Below are 16413 nucleotides of genomic sequence, written 5' to 3' on the forward strand. Positions count from 1 at the left end.
CGACGAGTACCGCACCTGCCAGCAGTGGTGCCGAGGTGCCGAGGAGGGTGGCAACCGGAACGGCCACGGCCAGGCCCAACGGGCGGGCGGCAAACGAGATCAGCGTGTCGAAGGAGCCTACCCGCCCGAGCACCTCCTGCGGGATGCGGTGCTGGATGGCGGTCTCCCACAGCGGGCTGAGCACTCCTAGACCGAACATCGCCAGGAAGTACGCAGATGCCGCCCAGGGCAGCGCCAGTCCCAGCCCGAAGGCCGCCAGCGGCAGCGCGTAGACGGCCGCGCCCACGGCCACGCCGACCAGCGGGCGGCGCATCGGCAGCCGTCCTGCGGCAAAAGCACCGACCAGCATGCCGACGGTCCCCAGCTGGGCCACCAGGACCCACGCGCCGTCACCGCCCATGCTCCGGACAGCGATCAGCGGTCCCAGGGTGAGCAGGAAGCCGGCCGCCAGATGCCATACTCCGTGGCCCAGCACATTGGTGAGGAACCAGCGGTGGCGCCGGGTCTCGGTCCAGCCTTCGCGCAACTGGGCCCGGAACCCCGCGTGGCCGCCGTCGGCCGGCCTGGTGGCCCGGCGGGTGTGCAGGCCGCCCAGGGTGGTCGCGGAGCCGATGAAGAGCGCGCCGGTCAGTAGCGAGGACCAGCCGGCGCCGAGCATCAGCATCATGCCGCCCGCCGTAGCAGGGCCGGCGGTCTGGGCCAGGCCGGTGGCGACGTCCAGCCGCGAGTTCAGCCGCAGCCGCTGCTCGGCGTCGACGGTCGCCGCGACCAGGGTGCGCACCGCTGGGGTGCCGAAGGCGACCGCGGCGCCGGTGACCGCGGCGAGCACGGCGAGGTCGGGCACCCGGACCAGGCCGCAGAGCAGCTCCGCGCCGATCGCGGTCTGCGCCGCGCCCCTGAGCAGATCGGCAGCGAGCACGACCCGCTGTGGCGGGAAGCGGTCCGCCAGCACGCCGGCGACCGGCAGCAGCACCAGCATGGGCAGCAGTTCGCATGCCAGCACCAGGCCCAGATCCCCTGCCGAGCCCGTCGAACCTGCGGTGTGTCCTCGAAGCAGCGCGAGCGTGAGCGTGGTGGGTATCAGCGCGGTGGCCAGCGCCGCGCAGGTACGGCCGACCAGCAGTCGGCGCATGGGTGGCGTCATGCGCGCACAGTATTTCGCCAGCTAATCGTTTGGCAACGAAATATAAGCTGGCGTAGCATACTGATGGCATGGACACCGAGAGTCAGGGCCGGGAGCGGCCCGCAGAAGGGGACGACTCCGTCGACGTGCACCTTGCGCGCTGGCGCGGCAAGGCCCCGTTCGACGCGCGGGTGGAGGGGATCATCACCCGCATTCAGCTCCTGGCCAAGCATGTCGGCCAAGCCAAGGACCGCGCCCTGGCCGAGGTTGGCCTGCAGGAGTTCGAGTTCGCCACACTGCACCGGCTCGGCGCGCGCGAGGCCCCGGGGCGGGCCACCCCCTCCGAGCTAGCGGCTGAACTCATGCTCTCTCCTGCCGGCATGACAGGCCGTCTGGACACCCTGGAACAGTCGGGGCTGGTGCGGCGTGTGCGCAGCAGTCAGGACCGACGCCGGGTGGACGTGGAGCTCACCGAGGCGGGGCGCACCCGCTGGCTGGCCGCGATGGAGCTGCGCGGGCAGGCGGAGGACTCGATGGTCGCCCCGCTCGACCCGGCAGAGCAGGACGCACTCAGCGCCCTGCTCAAGCGGATGCTGATCCAGGCGGAAGCGGACGCCCGCCACCGGTGAACCCCGAGTCGATGGTGTTGCTTCTCGCCGTCAGGTCTCAGTATCTCGCTGGCCGCCGCCGCAGCTACCCAAGGACACTCACGTTCGACCGACACCCCGCAAGATCGGATTGAAAACAGAGACTTACTGAGGTTGAACTCGTGGTGTCGTAGGGGCTGACGGGTGGAAGTCGCCTGCGATATCACCGGGGTATGCGGTATCCGCAGGGTGGCGGGCTGACTGCGGAACGTCAGCAGTTCCGCGAGGGGTTACGGCTCCAGGCGGCCGAGCGCTTCGCCCGGGGCGAGGCGAGTTCGGTGATCGCCAGGGACCTGCGCGTCAGTGTCCGGTCGGTGCAGCGGTGGCGGCAGGCATGGGAAGAGGGTGGTCCGTGTGCTCTGCGGTCGCAGGGGCCGGCGTCGGTGCCGAGACTGAGCGAGAGGCAGTTCGCGCAGTTGGAGGCGGAGCTGGCCAAGGGGCCGGCCGCGCACGGCTGGGAGGACCAGCGCTGGACCCTGAGCCGTGTGAAGACGGTGATCGGCCGGCGTTTCCACCTGACCTACACGATCCAGGGCGTGCGCAAGCTGCTGGTGCGCAACGGCTGGTCCTGCCAGGTCCCCGCCCGCCGGGCGATGGAACGCGACGACGAGGCCGTGGCCGGTTGGGTGAAGGAGACCTGGCCCTGCGCGGAAGACTCGCGGCGGCCCGTGGAGCCTGGCTCGTGTTCGAGGACGAAGCCGGCTTCTCCATGGCGCCGCCGCAGGCGAAGACCTGGTCGCTCCGTGGCCGCACCCCGGTGGTGCGGGTCCGCGGCCGTTCCCGCAGACGCATCTCCATCGCAGCGTTGGCCTGCTGCAAACCCGGCCACCGCTCGAGGCTGATCTATCGGCCGCGCCGTGACGACGGCAACCGCGACGGACGTAAGAGCTTCTCCTGGCGCGATTACCGCGACCTGCTCATCGCGGCACACCAGCAGCTCGGCGGTCCCATCGTGCTGGTCTGGGACAATCTCAACGTTCACAAGGCTGCCGACCTGAGGGAATGGGCGGCAGCCCGGGACTGGCTGACCATCTGCTACCTGCCGCCCTACGCAGCCGACCTCAACCCCGTGGAAGGCATCTGGTCGCTGCTGCGGCGCGGCCGGCTCTCCACCGTCGCCTTCAGCGCCCCCCGAACATCTCGCCCGGCGTATCCGGCGCGGTCTCCGCCACATCCAGTACCGCAGCCACCTCATGGACGGCTGCCTTACCGAGACGGGACTGACCATCAACCCCTGATCACCGAAGACGACGTCACGAGTTCAAGCTCAGTAGCTGCTTGTTCTTTAAGGTGCGGCCGCTCCGAATCGTGCTCACCAGTGCGACTACGTCTCATTCGGTGCTGTGGCAGCTGCGTCAACGAAAGGCGTGATCAGCCGAATGTAGGCTCGCAACGTTTCTTGGAACTCACGGCGGTTTTCCCGGCTAGCGTTCTCGGCCATGGCTGCTAGAGCAGTGGTGAGCGTGCCCGACATGATCAACAGATTCGATGCTGGGGCTTGGACCGTGGAAGGGCCTGCCAGGTCAATCAGTGTTACCGCCCGACGCAACTGCTGATGCCGGTCGCGGTGGGCAGTCAACGCGGCTGCAGACTCGGTGGTCGAGAGACCGTCGACTCCCCGGAGCCCGTCAGCAACGACCTGGGCCTGCTCAATGAGGTTCAGGTAAGCGGCCCGCCGAGTCTGACGGGTGCCTTCGCGGCGCTGCGCCTCAGTAGTCGCATCGACCTGGACTCGGGCAGCGCGGGCGTTGCCCCTGCTGGTCAGCCAGCTCGCCAGCGAGCTGGCCACGATCGCCGTCAGACCTGTAAGGCCAGCGACGAACAGCGAGTTGTCAGGCACGCCCAGGAGTCTCTCCGAGAAGACCCCACCACAGCCACCGCTTCCTGACCATTACCCGACGTTGTATCCGCAGGGCTCGTAATACGTCCCGAACATGATCACCTGAACAGGGATGTCCCGCACGAGAACACGGCCTACGTCTGATCATGTGCTCCGACTTAGGTGGTCGCGTTCGGAAGTCCTTCGGGGGTTGATCGTGTAGCTGGCGCGGCGGAGGATTCTTCCTGGTGATCGGCAATAAGCCTACGTGTGGCGGGCGCTGAAGCTGCGTGTGGAGACGCACGCACGGATGACGGTCGCCCCTACCGTCGACGGCCGCAGCACGGCCGCGTCGGCGAACGACCGGACCACCGCGGTCCACGACGCCGTGCGGGCAGTGCCGGGGGCCATGCGTTCGCAGTTGGCCGCCGCGGACTCCCGGCTCGGCCTCTACACGGCCATAGCCGCCCTGCCGGTCGGGCAGTTCGACGTGATCATCCTGCACTACGTGCTGGGCTACCCGTGCAGCCGTGTCGCCGGCATCATGGGAATCAGCGCGGGCACCGTGCGCACGCACCGCCGTCAGGCCCGTAAAGCACATCGCCGCCAAACTCGGCATCGACCTGCGTGACGACGAGGAGAAGGGGTGACCGTGCCGCGCAAGCTGGACCACATCCTCGACCAGGCGGCCATCCCCGACACCGACACTGTCACCGACGCCGAACTCGACGCCGAACTCGACGACCTCAAAGAAGAGATCGTCCGAGACGTCACCGCAGTGCTCATGTTCGGCGAGCGCCCCACCCCCATGCGCCACCACCTCGTCAGGCTGGAACGCGCCGACCACACCCTGCAGGCCCTGTGCCGCCAGCTCCTGCGCAGCGTCGACGCCTCTGAACACCTCGCCCGCATCGCCGACAGCCCCGTCGACCCCGAAGGAGCACTCCATTTCGGCTGCGTGCTCGACCTTGCCAAGAAGCCCGACGGAGCGATGTGGTGGTGGCAATTCGCCGCCCGCGCCCGCGCTGGCAACGCCACCGCCGCCTACTGCCTGTACCTGTTCCACACACGCCGCGGCGACCTCCGCGACGCCGACCACTGGTGGCACCAGCATGTCGTCCTGGGGCCGAGGGACGACGACTTCGTCCCGCCGCCGGCATGGACGCATCTCAACGTCGACACCCCGGGTGTCCTGCGCAAGGCCGTGGAGCGTCTCAAGGCCGGCGAAGCCGCCGGCGAGTTCCACCAGCCCGACCATCGCCTCGCCGGCCAGATCGAGGAACTCGTCGACGCCTACTGATCAGGCTGAGGACGATCGGCCTGCCTTCGGTTGAACGCCACGCCCTGACGCCCACGGATCAGACATCTGTGGGCGTCAGGGCGTATGCCCCGACTCGCAAGGGCCTGCAGATCTCCCAGGTGTCCTCCCCGCCGACGCGGGGGTGTTCCGCTCGCTGAGCGCGTCATCGATCCCGAGAACGGGCCTTCCGGAGAAGACCCGGTGCCTGCCCGAATCCTGCGCCGAAGGGTCCTCTGTGCCTGTCGGTGATCGATTTGACCCGCGATCGGGTATATCCGTTGCCGATTGCCGGGCGGGTCGCGTGCGGGTGCCTCTTACGGAGATCCCGAACCGCTCTGTGATCTTCGAGAGGACTCCCACTCGTGCACTTCGCCTGCACGCCGGCGCCCGCGTCCACGCGCAGGGCCCCAAGCGCCAGTCTGAGTGCCCGCACTGCGCGAATCGGGTCGTGATGTCCTTGCGTAACCTCCGCTGGATCGATCCCCAACTGAAAACTCCGGGCATTGTGCAACCGTGAGGTCGGCATGTGGAGGAGCAGGTCTGGTCATGCGACTTTTGCGACATGGCAGTGATCGAGCTGTACTCAGTCATCCGCTTCCCCATGGAGGGCAACGAGCATATTGCCGTCAGGCGGGAGCAGACGTTCATCTCTCGGGTGGGGCCGGTGCGGGAGCCGTGTCCTCTCTCGCAGGACGCCCCGGGCGAGGTCTGTGACCTCTTCCTGGAGGCTGGGTGAGCCGAGGCGGCGGCTGCCTTCCGACTGGCTGTGGTCGGTTACCGGTCCGTGGCGGAAGCTATCTGCAAGGAGCGCGGAGCTCGGGGGAAGAGCTTGCATGCGATGTTCGGCGACTTGGCCCGGCTCCGTGTGCCTCAGCCGGTGATCGACGGATTTCACGAGGCCCGGCTGCTCGGCAATGACTCCGTCCGCGACGGTCTGGAGTACGCGCCCGACGAGATCGCCGACGTCGCTGACCTGATTAAGGTGGCGGTACTGGTCTTGTGCGTCCAGCCCGCTGAACGACAGCGGATGGCGGAGGCCCGGCTCGCGCGGCGTACAGCGCACAAGGCCGAGGCGGTGAACCCGCCGCCTTCCACGCCCTGGCCAAGGGCTGGCAGACGGAGGCGCGCTCCAGCCGGCCCGGGTGTCGAAGGGGCAGGGTGGTCAGCCGGCACGCTCTTGCAGGCCGTCCTGCCGTACCTGGCCTGCCCTTGCACCGTCAGCCTGTTCGCTGCAGCAGAGCGCCGCTGAGGACCGGCTCCTGGCCGCCGCCCGCACGAGCGTGATCCCGCCGGTGGGCCGAGCAACGTTCGCCCGCGTCGCCGCTCTCCACCGCGGTCCGACGGACGCCGGGCAGCGTGCGCCCGCCTCCCCCTTCGTCCTGTCCGAGCGACTGCTGCCGGCAGGTCTCGGCCCGGCGGGCGCCGGAAAGACCACGGTGATGAAGCTGGTGGCCCACGCCGTGGACGCGGCCAGCGGACGCCTGATCCCTCTCGCCCCGTCCTGCCGTGCGGCGAAAGTTTTCGGCGACGGCCTTCGGCTGCGCGCGTACATCCTGCGCTCCTGGCTCCACCAGCGCACCCGCCTGCCCGCCTGCCCGACGGGAAGCGACGGCAAGTTCGGACCGGGCTACGCGGTCCCCGACAGCGATGGCCACGCCGCCAGCTCCCATATCGGCGCATCCGGGCCGCCGGGCATGACGGTGTACGGCGCCTACGAGACGTTCTGCGCCGATCCCACGCGCAAGGGCCCGGACGCGGCGGGCGGCTACACCGGCCCGAAGACGGCGGAGCACTGGACGTCCTCGGTCGCCGGTCGCCCCGTCCCCGGCACCCACCTCGCCTACGCCTCCTACATCGTGGGCAGGTACGGCCAGACCCGCAGCGTCGCGCAGGCTGCCTGGGTCGACGTGGCCGTGTACGAGTGGCTGGCCGGCGGCACCGACGGCGTCCGCGGCAGGCAGCGTCTGGCCTGCCCGCAAGTGGGCCCGTCCGCCCGGACGACGGTGCTCGGTTTCCTGGCCGAGGCCAGGAAGTACGCGGGCCCCTGCCGGCGGGCCCGCCGAGCCCGCATCAGCATCCCGCAGCCACCCTGGCGAGGGCCGGACCGGTCACATGTACGCATTTCCGAGCTGCACGCTGCCCTCTTCCGGGTGGAGCAGGCCCGGCCGGAGGCCTGGTTTTCCGGCTCTCCGCGTGACGCCACCCACGAGAGGCAGGTCACGTCCTAAGCGGGATCGTAGAGCCGCACAGCGGTCTGACGCACAGGAAAGCCACGGAATGACCGAATTATGGCAATTTCTACGCCCTTGGGTAGTAGGTCACAGTCTTGCCTCCCGTTCTCGCGGTCGCTAACCATGTCTGTCGTCGCCGCAAGCAGCGGGTCGGGCCGGGCGGGATCGCCGGGGCCGCCCTTGCTCGCCGCGCTGTGCGGGGCCTCGCCCCGACGCCCGACAGGCCGCGACCGGATGATCCGGCCGGCGCCTCAAAGACGTCCCGTAGGAGACCCCCATGACCGCGATCACCGCTGCGTCCCGCCTCGCCCGTCTGCGCAACCTGGCCGTCACCGGCCTGGTCACCACCGGCGCCGCGGCCGCGGCCCTGACACTGACGCCGGCCACCGCCCACGCCGCCGAGGCCCCCAAGGCCGCCCCCGCCATCGCCTCCAAGGCCGCCGACCCCGCCGGTGCCAAGGGCGCCGCGAACAACCTCGACGGCTGGATCAAGCAGTCCCTGGCCATCATGAAGGCCAAGGGCATCCCCGGCACCTACGAGGGCCTGCACCGCAACATCATGCGCGAGTCCAGCGGCAACCCCAACGCCCAGAACAACTACGACGTCAACGCCAAGAACGGCATCCCCTCCAAGGGCCTGCTCCAGGTCATCGACCCCACGTTCAAGGCATTCCACGTCGCCGGCACCGCCAACAACTCCACCGACCCGGTCGCCAACATCACCGCCGCCGCCAACTACGCCGCCCACCGCTACGGCTCCATCGACAACGTCAACTCCGCGTACTGAGCCATTGCAGCGGAACTTCGCCCAGCTACAAGCTGCTGCTCGACGTGAGCGTCAAGCAGCAGCCTCCTCGACAGGTGACAACCCGCCTGCCAAGGTGACAACTGTCACAGAGCTGTAGTTCTGCGGTAGTCGGGTTGTTGCGGCCTGGTGTTTCTTTTCTGGATGGGGATTTGGGGCTCGGACGGGTGTGTTGCGAGGGGCCGGGGCGGGGCCAGGCAGCGGGTGTTCGGTCTGGTTGTTCGGGGGGGCTGGGGTTCTGTAGTTCCATGGGATTGATCTCGGGTTTGTTGCCGATGAAATGGTGCGTCGAGAGGTAACAGGCGGGGTGTGGCCGTGTGCGGTGCCCGTTGCCACTGGTCAGTGGCGTGTGCATGTGAGGTAGATGGCCAGTGCATCGCTGGTGGTAGGGGAGAACCGGGTGAGTCCGAGGCGGTGGCCGGTCGCGGTGAGGACCTCTCGCAGGTGCTGTGTCCGGTGGGGGAGGGTGGCCAGGATGCGGGCGAGGGTGACGGTTTCGGGGTAGATCACCAGGTCACGGGCCAGGAGCACGGCTGAAGCGTTTCCCCTTCCCTCCAGATGGGGGTCGGCCAGGGTGAGTTGGTGCAGCCGGTGGCGCCACCGGTCGGTGAAGTGTTGTTGGTGGTCGTACCAGCGGATGGTGATCGCGTGTGCCGTCATCCACACGCTTGCCTCGCGGGGGTGGCGCCGCAGGCGCTGGTGGGCGCTGTACGCGGCGGCCAGTGCGGCGACCGCCGCGGTATGCAGCGGGGTGTTGAGCCTGGGGTCGGGGCAGACCAGCTGGTGCCAGGGCCGGTAGACCCGTGCTGTCCCGGTCGTGCCCTGGCTGCGGTGCCGTGTGCACAGGGTGCAGGCGGCCACGGGCCGGCCCAGGGCGTTGAAAGACGTCCAGCGCGCGGTGGCCGCGCCACCTGCAATCGCGCCGTCTTGGGCCAGGTGGGGCAGGGCGCGGGTGAGGTGAGTCATCGGGATTCGGCTCAGGACGGCGATGCGACCCGTCGCGGTGGGGGAGAGGACCAGCCCGGCCGCAGGCGTGGTGCCCTGTCCGTTCAGGGTGATCCCGGCCCCGTCGCAGAGCTGGGGCAGTGCCAGCCGGTAGGCATAGACAAGGCGCTGCAGGTAGGAGGCGGTCGCTTCGAAGGGCAATGGCCGTACCCGGAACACGCCCGGCGCCCGGGGCGGGAGCTGCGTCCATGTACCGGCGGCGGGTGCGCCGCCTCGTGCGGTATCGGGTGGCTGTGCCGAAAGGGCCACGAGGCTTGTCCGGCTCACCGGGAGCCGGACCTGGTCGGTGCCCGGGGCCGGTCGTGCTGTTCGGCGAGGTGGTCCAGGCGGATGGCGTCGAGGGTGGTTTTGGTGATGCGTTCGGTGCCGTCGGTCAGCGCGGCCAGGGCCGCTTGCTTGATCAGCCGCGTCAAGGATCCGATCCTGCCGGCGGTGCGCGCGTGCACGTACGGCGCCAGCCGCACCAGACTCCCGGCCCTGTGGTGGCGCAGGTCGAGTGCGTTCTCCAACGCCCGCACCAGGTCCTTGAAAGGCTCGTGCTCGCCGTCGCGGGTGGGGAAGGGGGCGCAGTCGACGAGGCTGGCGCGTGCGGCGAGCTGCGCCCCTCGCACCCCGGTGAACAACGGTGTGGCGGTGACGTCGATGCCCGCGTGCACGAACGTCACCCCGATGCGTTCGGTGAGGTCTTTGAGCAGGTCGGCGCTCTGGGCGCCGGTAGCGGTACGGGGGTTGAGCCGGTGGATCTCATCGATCACCACCAACTGCACGCTAGCCGCGGTGCAGGCGTGGCAGACGCTGTTGACGATTGATGCCTGGGACATGCGGGCGGTGGCGGGGATGCCGAGGTAGCGGGCGAATTCCAGGGCGAGGGTTTTGGCACTGGCGGCGGGCGGCACCAGCACATAGGCGACCGGCACCTGCCCACCCACCGCCGTGGCCATCTCGCCCTGGCGCCGGATGCGGGCGAGGTGGCAGGCGCGCCCGACCTGGAACAGCGCGGTGGTCTTCCCGGCCCCGGCGGGGCCGGTGACGATCAGGGACGGGCGTGCGGTGACCTGCTGGTGGCGGACCAGCAGCATCAGGGTGCGTACCTGCTTGGCGAGCACGTCGACCGCCGGGGTGCGTACGGTGACGAACTGCGAGTGGTAGGCCAGGCGTTCGGCCAGGCTGCGCTGCGGCGCCCCCGGCTCAGGAGGAGCCGCGACGGGTATGGTGGCGAAGCGGGCGAACCCGTCCCACACCGTCACCGAACCGGGCTGCGCCTGCCTGTTGCCGCCCTCACCACCCGCGACGTCTTCGGTGCTTACCCCAGAGTCCGCCGGTCGGCGCGCGGTTGAAGTGGCGCCGGCCTTCGACGCTCCTCCCCTGTCCGACGGGCCGTTCACCACTGTTCGGCCTCCGCTTCGGCGTCCCACAGCCCGTATCCACCGGCACGCACACCAGCCGGCGATGCGCCCGCGTCTGTTTCAGCCGCCTCATCCACATCGGGCCCGGCAGCCGGGCCAGCGGCGGCGAGGTCGTCCAGGCTCTCGCCCTCCCCACCCCTCGTCCGGCACCAGGTCGCTCTGCGCCGTCCTTTCGTCTGCGGCCGTGGCATCCACCGCACCGTCGGGCACAGCAGACGCCGCGACCGCGGGCTCCGAGGCCTGGCCGCTGTCCGCGACGGCCGACTGGCGTGGCGCTGGCAGGCCGACGGCGAGGCCCTCGAGTACGGCCGTGCTGCCGGGGGCGGTGACGGGGCTCCTGCGGCCCCGCCGTTTCGATGGTGCTCCCGCTCCTGTGCCGCGGGTGCGACGGAGCAACTGGTCGAGGACGTCGGCGAGTTCGGCTTCGTGCTGCTCACGCTCACCGCGCTGCTCAACCTCGTCGCGGACATGGCGCCACATCTGCTCGTTGAAGGGCCGATGGACGTGGTCGCGGTGGACCCACGGGATCTCGTGGAACTGTCCGTCGCCAAGGCGGACCCAGATCTGCCGGGCATCATGCGGGTTGTGGTGGACTCCCCACTTGCCGCCCTTGACCTCGGCGTCCGAGCACCGGCCGCGGCGGGGGTCGAGGACTTCGTGGTCGTAGGTGCGGTAGTCGATGCGGATGCCGCGTTCGGTAATCCGCTGCCACCGCACCGGCAGCAGCTCCAGCCAGTCGACTCCGGTCAGCGGCACGGGCACGTACCCGCACACGGTGATCAGCGCGGCCCACATCTCGTTCGGGGTGAGCGCTGTCTTCGCCAGCATCGGGTGGCGCAGGCCCTCGTGCGGCCGGTTCTGCCAGCAGACGATCCACTCGTCCAGGAAGTCCTGCAGTTGCGGGATCGTCCACTGCGCCTCCGCCACGGTGTCCCGGCCCCGGCACGCGACGCTGGAGCCGGTATGGCCGGCGACGTGCTGGCAGAACAGGTCGTTGATCGATCCGAAGGTCCGTTCCACCACTCCTTTGGCCCGGGGGCGCCGTGGCGGGGCAGGCTGCACGCTCACCCCGAGCGTCTCGCAGGCGGCGACGAAGCTCTCGGAGACATAGATCTTCCCGCGGTCCACGACGATCGTCTCCGGCACGATCACGGGACGGGCCGCCGCCCCTTCCAGCCGTGCATCCAGCGACAGCATCCGCACATAGGGCACCTCGGCCCGTGACAGACGCAGCGCCGCAGGCCAGGTGGGCCGGGCGACGTGGGGAACAGCCATCTCGGCCAGCAACAGCGCCGCGTCCACGGCCTTCGTGCCGTGCGGGCGCAGCACCGCCGCCAGGATCGACCGCGTCGCCACGTCCACCGCGATCGAGAGTTCAGGCCGCCCCAGACTGCCGTCCTCCAGCACGGCCGTGATGTCCAGGCGGGTGGTGTCGATCTGCACCTGCTCCCCGGGCCGCAGCACCACCGGCGCCACTGGCCCCCGCCCCGGCGCGGTAGCAGCCCGTGCCCCGTACCCCAGCCGATCGGCCGGATCGGCCAGCACGCTCACCAGCCGGTAGAACGACGACCGCGACGGCATCTCCACCACCCCGCGCCCGTGCGTCTCCTCCAGGATCTGCCCGACCAGCACCTGCAGCCCCTTCACCGTCCCCTTCGACCGACCCCGCTGCCGACGCAGCGCCTCCAGCACCGCGGCCACGACCCGCTCGTCGGCGTAACCCGTCGGACGGCGGCTGCGCGTGGGCACCGTGCGCATATCGACCAGCCCCCACAATCCCTGCTTGCGATACACCAGCCGCATCTTCTGCACCGTCAAACGCGACACCCGCGGAAACCCGAGCGCCGTCATCTCCTTCGCCTAGGCCACCTCCCGCTGCGCCAGCGTCCACCGCTCCGGGTCGTACTCCTCCCGCATCACCTGCCCCTCCCGGCCACCCGGTCTCCACCTCCCGGATGTGCGGCAGCCACGCCAACGCACGCTGCTGCTCCGCCACCGGTACCGTCTCGAACAACCCCCACTGCGGCACCACGTCCAGCGCCCGCGCGCCCACCACCTCAAAGCCCGGATCAGCGAACAACCGGTTCAACAGCAACGACGTATCCGCACCGCCCTCATCCAGCAAAGACACCTGCTGCCCCCGCAACGCGGCCACCTGAAACGTCCGCCCCTGATAGACGACGTGCGCCCCGACCTCCACCACCGGCCGGCCCTTCCCCTTACTGCCGCCCACCGCGCTCACTCCCCACCCAGCATGTCGATTCCCGCTCCCCATCCACGCCCCGGGCCGCCATCAGCAGGCACCCACAACAGCGATCCGCCATGCAGCGGCTCATCGAGTCCCATCACCAACTCCCCTGACCACCAAGCGTGGTAGACGGCAGGCAAGACCTGCAGCGGATCACCCACCGATGCCGCCCCGTCGAACAGCGGCCGCGACACGGCGAACGCCTCAGCCACCAAGGCCACCAGCTCCGGCGCCCCCTGGTACCGGGGATGGCGATAGCCAGCCAGCCACCGCAGATTCGCCGCCACTACCGCAGACGGCGGCTCCAGCCGCCGGTACACCCACCCCACCCGCGCACACGCCGCCTTCAGCACCGCCCCAGCCCGCTGCGCCCTGACCCCACCCGCGGCCGGGCCCGAGGGGCAGTCCGCGAACAGGCCGGTGCCGTCGGCGTACCGGGCGAACACTTGCGGGACCCACGAACGCACCCGACCGTCCGCCTCGTCCCGCCACACGAACCGAACCGGTCGTCCAGCCAGACCCGTCACCGCCGGTTCCCGGTCCAGGATCATCAGCTACGTGCGCATCGCGGCCGACCCATGCACCACATGCCGCCCGGTGGTCGCCGACCACCACCCCGGTCCCCACCGACCCCCCGGCACCACCGGGAACGCCGACACTGGCGCCAGTTTCTCGAACCGCACCGACGTCACCGCCTGCTCCCACGACAGCTGTCCCACCTGCCCGGCAGGACTACTGAAAGCGACCTCCACGCCCGCCCCACCTCCCGGCAGCACACCGAGCACCACATGTAACTCCGCCTTCTCCACACCGGACAGCCAAGGTCGTACCGGCCACGCACAACCCGCGAACACAGCTCGTCCCACTCAAAAAGGTGATTCTCAGCGGAAGTGCGGAACGCCCGAGCCCGCTCCCCGTACGGTCCGTACCGGCCCGCGCCATGCGGGAGGATGAGGCACGCCCGTTGCTGCCGTGAGCCGAGGTTGTCCGTGATGCCCCCTGCCTCCGAGCCCGCAGCCGCACCCCCCGTCCCCGCTCCCGCTGTCCCCCGCCGGATGCTGCGCTCCGATCAACAGGCCGCGGTGGACAGCGCCGCCCAACACCTGAGAAACCCGGGCTCGCGTGGGCACATCGTCTCCGCGTGCGGGACGGGCAAGACCCTGATCGCGCTACGTGCAGCAGACGAACTCGACGCCTGCCATCTCCTGGTAGCGGTGCCGTCCCTGGATCTGATCGGACAGTGGGCGGCCACGGCCCGCGCCGACGGCCGCCACGAGCCGCTGATGGCGGTCTCCTCCGCCGACGCCGGCAAGCACCCGCTGCTCGCCGCCGCGGGAGCGGTGAGCACGAGCTCGGGGGAGTACCTGGCGTACTGGCTCGCTCAGCGCAGGAAACAACGTGAGCGGGCGACCGTGTTCGTCACCCTCGATTCCCTCCCCAGGATCGAGGAGACCCAGCACACCATCTTCCCCGTCCCCGTCTTCGACCTCCTGGTCGTGGACGAGGCACACCGCACCGCGGGCAGCTGGGACAAACAGTGGACGATGATCCACGACCAGACCCGGATCCAGGCCAACCGCCGCCTCTACCTGACCGCGACCCCGTACGAGTGGGAAGCCCCCCGCCTGACCGAGGCCCCCGACCGGCGCCCGCAACCCAAGCGCACCGCGGCGACCGCTCCCTCCTGGGAGGCTCCATCCCCGGTCGCCTCAATGGACGATCCCAAGGTGTTCGGCCCACGCCTGCACACCTACTCCCACGCCGACGCGATAGAAGACGGCGTCCTGGCCGACTACCAGCTCCTCGTCCCCACCATCACCGACACCGACCTCCGCAGCGCCCTCACCGACACCGACCTTCAGGCCGGCTTCGGCCCCACAGCCCGGCGGACAACCGCGCTGCACCTGGCCATCCTCAAGGCCATGCGCGAGCACGACCTCAAGCACGTGATCGTCTACTTCCAGCAGATCGCGGACGCCGCAGACTTCGCCCGACAGTTCCCCCACACCCTGCGCACCCTCCCCGCAGACCAACGTCCCGCCTGGGCACCCGACTTGAGCGTGCAGTCAATCAACGGCACCCACACCCCCGACCAGCGCCAGAAGATCCAGGACCGCTTCATCGCCGCCGACCGCTCCATCCTGACCAACGCGCAGGTTCTGGGCGAGGGCGTCGACCTGCCGGCCGTGGACGCGATCGTGTTCGCGGACCGCACCGCGAGCGTGCGCCGCATCGTCCAGGCCCTCGGCCGCGCCCTACGCAAACCCCCCACCCTCGACCACAAGACAGCGAGCCTGGTCATCCCCGCCTACACCCCACCCGACGCCGACCCCACCGACCTCCTCGGCACCCCCTACGAAGCCCTCTGGCTGGTCACCGCCGCGCTGCGCCACCACGACCAGTCCATCGCCGCCCGCGCCCCACGCAAAAACACCAAGCGCCGCCTGGCCACCGACACCCACCAACTGCTCGCACGCCGCTTCCGCTTCGACTTCACCCTCGATCCCGGCCACATCGCCCGCGCGATGGACCTTATTGCCTGGCCCGCAGCAGGCGCCGTCCTCTCCGCGCCCCGCCGCGCCGGCCTCGCGGCCGCCGTCCGCTACCACGCCGAGCACAGCCACCTGCGCGTCCCGACCGACTACGAAGACGCCTACGGCTACCGCCTCGGCTCCTTCATCGACGGGCAGCGCACCGCCTACCACCAAGGCGCGCTCACCGCCGAATGGATCGACGAACTCGAGGACCTGGGCATGATCTGGGACGCCCACGAAGCCGCCTGGCAGGGCCACATGACCACCGTCGAGGCCTTCCACACCACCTACGGTCACCTCGCCATCCCCGCAACCGAACCCGGTGGCCAATTCCTCGTCGACCAGCGCGCACTGGCCCGCAAAGGCCACCTCAACCCCACGCGCGAAGCTCAACTCGCGACCCTCGACGCCAACTGGACGCTCCCTCACGGCCCGGACTGGCACCGCAAATACCACCTGCTACGCCGCCACATCGAAGCCGGCCACGACCCCGCCACGCTGCACCGGGACCTGGTAATCGACGGCGTGAAGACCGGCGGCTGGCTGCACCGTCAGTTCACTACCTGGGCCCGGCTCGAGGACAGCCAGCGCGCCCTCCTCACCAGCCTCGGCCTGACCCCCGATCAAGTCCCGCGCCCCGCACGGAAAACAAGCGCCACGCTCGGCACACGGACCCGCCGCTCCTTTCACCAGACGGCGGAGCTCCTGCTTCTGTTCGTGGAGCGCTGGGGCCGCCCGCCCAGTGCTCGGGAGTGGATGGAAGTCGACGGTGAGCGCATCATGATCGGCCCTTGGCTCTGCAAGGTGCGCACCAAGCAGAATTCGCGCCAACTAACCGAAAAACAAAGCCAGTTGATGATAGGGATCCTCAAGGGCGATTGGATCACGACAGACCGTGAACTCTCCGCAGAGGAGCCCGGCCAAGTCTCGGAGATCCCATAGTTTTTTGCTTCCATAAGGCGCCACAGCTACCCCCAAGCCACTAGGGTAGAAGCATCACCTGACCGAAGGTCGGGATTGTGAGTACGGCAGGGGGGCAGCCACCCCTTGACCGGCCGATGGCGTGAGTACCCCGGGAACAGAATCCGGCGTACAGTCGACTCTCCCCTAACCAGCCGCTCCAGCTGCCGAGTTGAGGAATTCGCGGAGCGGATTCCGTCAGGCCGGATCGCGGAGCGATCCGAGCCTCGGCCAACGGAGTTGGCCGCACCGGCCACGGAGTGGCCGGCTGGCCGCGCGGAGCGCGGCGCTCTTCCGCCGCGTAGCGGCGGCGCGTCGTGTCTGCGGAGCAGACC

At 69.6% G+C, this 16413-nt stretch carries 14 protein-coding genes and 1 pseudogene; 9 read left to right on the plus strand and 6 right to left on the minus strand.

The genetic code is table 11. From position 1 onward, the window contains the following. A partial coding sequence (locus IE273_RS42300) for an MFS transporter (RefSeq protein ID WP_229888122.1) occupies positions 1 to 1144 on the minus strand: 1144 nt, incomplete at its 3' end. A gap of 68 nt (positions 1145 to 1212) precedes the next feature. Between IE273_RS42300 and IE273_RS42305 the strand changes: the two genes are divergently transcribed. Both IE273_RS42305 and IE273_RS45515 read left to right on the plus strand, forming a co-directional pair. Then, positions 1213 to 1752: a MarR family winged helix-turn-helix transcriptional regulator gene (locus IE273_RS42305; protein WP_189820430.1), complete on the plus strand. Its 540-nt coding sequence runs from the start codon at positions 1213 to 1215 to the stop codon at positions 1750 to 1752. 191 nt (positions 1753 to 1943) lie between these two features. Next, positions 1944 to 3008 (plus strand): annotated as a pseudogene (locus tag IE273_RS45515) (IS630 family transposase). Between the two features lie 86 nt (positions 3009 to 3094). Here IE273_RS45515 and IE273_RS42320 read toward each other — a convergent pair. After that, positions 3095 to 3610: a hypothetical protein gene (locus tag IE273_RS42320; protein WP_189820431.1), complete on the minus strand. Its 516-nt coding sequence runs from the start codon at positions 3608 to 3610 to the stop codon at positions 3095 to 3097. Between the two features lie 289 nt (positions 3611 to 3899). Between IE273_RS42320 and IE273_RS42325 the strand changes: the two genes are divergently transcribed. The 6 genes from IE273_RS42325 (at position 3900) to IE273_RS42350 (ending at position 7907) form a co-directional block, all read left to right on the plus strand. Then, the gene (locus IE273_RS42325; protein ID WP_189820432.1) at positions 3900 to 4220 is read left to right on the plus strand and encodes a sigma-70 region 4 domain-containing protein; all 321 of its coding nucleotides are present in this window, start codon (positions 3900 to 3902) and stop codon (positions 4218 to 4220) included. Between the two features lie 15 nt (positions 4221 to 4235). After that, complete coding sequence (locus tag IE273_RS42330) at positions 4236 to 4889, plus strand: hypothetical protein (RefSeq protein ID WP_189820433.1); 654 nt, start codon at positions 4236 to 4238, stop codon at positions 4887 to 4889. Positions 4890 to 5451: 562 nt separating this feature from the next. Beyond that, a complete protein-coding gene (locus tag IE273_RS42335) occupies positions 5452 to 5625 on the plus strand; it encodes a hypothetical protein (RefSeq protein ID WP_189820434.1) in 174 nt (57 codons plus the stop codon). A gap of 24 nt (positions 5626 to 5649) precedes the next feature. Beyond that, the gene (locus tag IE273_RS44530; protein ID WP_268257551.1) at positions 5650 to 6138 is read left to right on the plus strand and encodes a DUF4145 domain-containing protein; all 489 of its coding nucleotides are present in this window, start codon (positions 5650 to 5652) and stop codon (positions 6136 to 6138) included. A 43-nt stretch (positions 6139 to 6181) separates the two neighbouring features. Further along, entirely contained in the window at positions 6182 to 7117 is a 936-nt protein-coding gene (locus IE273_RS44535) for an AAA family ATPase (RefSeq protein WP_229888124.1), read from the plus strand. Between the two features lie 280 nt (positions 7118 to 7397). Continuing rightward, complete coding sequence (locus IE273_RS42350) at positions 7398 to 7907, plus strand: transglycosylase SLT domain-containing protein (protein WP_189820435.1); 510 nt, start codon at positions 7398 to 7400, stop codon at positions 7905 to 7907. Between the two features lie 357 nt (positions 7908 to 8264). Here the strand turns inward: IE273_RS42350 and IE273_RS42355 are convergent, their stop codons facing one another. From IE273_RS42355 to IE273_RS42370, 4 genes are all read right to left on the minus strand, one after another. After that, a complete protein-coding gene (locus IE273_RS42355) occupies positions 8265 to 9071 on the minus strand; it encodes a hypothetical protein (protein WP_189820436.1) in 807 nt (268 codons plus the stop codon). A 122-nt stretch (positions 9072 to 9193) separates the two neighbouring features. Next, positions 9194 to 10177, minus strand: a complete 984-nt coding sequence (locus tag IE273_RS42360) for a TniB family NTP-binding protein (RefSeq protein ID WP_189820437.1) — start codon at positions 10175 to 10177, stop codon at positions 9194 to 9196. Positions 10178 to 10405: 228 nt separating this feature from the next. Continuing rightward, a complete protein-coding gene (locus IE273_RS42365; RefSeq protein ID WP_373309504.1) occupies positions 10406 to 12187 on the minus strand; it encodes a TnsB C-terminal domain-containing protein in 1782 nt (593 codons plus the stop codon). A gap of 387 nt (positions 12188 to 12574) precedes the next feature. Further along, entirely contained in the window at positions 12575 to 13135 is a 561-nt protein-coding gene (locus IE273_RS42370) for a TnsA-like heteromeric transposase endonuclease subunit (RefSeq protein ID WP_373309505.1), read from the minus strand. Positions 13136 to 13576: 441 nt separating this feature from the next. Here IE273_RS42370 and IE273_RS42375 point away from each other — a divergent pair, with 441 nt between their 5' ends. Continuing rightward, complete coding sequence (locus tag IE273_RS42375; protein ID WP_189820438.1) at positions 13577 to 16060, plus strand: DEAD/DEAH box helicase; 2484 nt, start codon at positions 13577 to 13579, stop codon at positions 16058 to 16060. The last annotated feature ends 353 nt before the right edge of the window (positions 16061 to 16413 follow it).

The organism is Streptomyces olivaceoviridis (genome assembly GCF_014650115.1).
Taxonomy (GTDB): Bacteria; Actinomycetota; Actinomycetes; order Streptomycetales; family Streptomycetaceae; genus Streptomyces; species Streptomyces olivaceoviridis.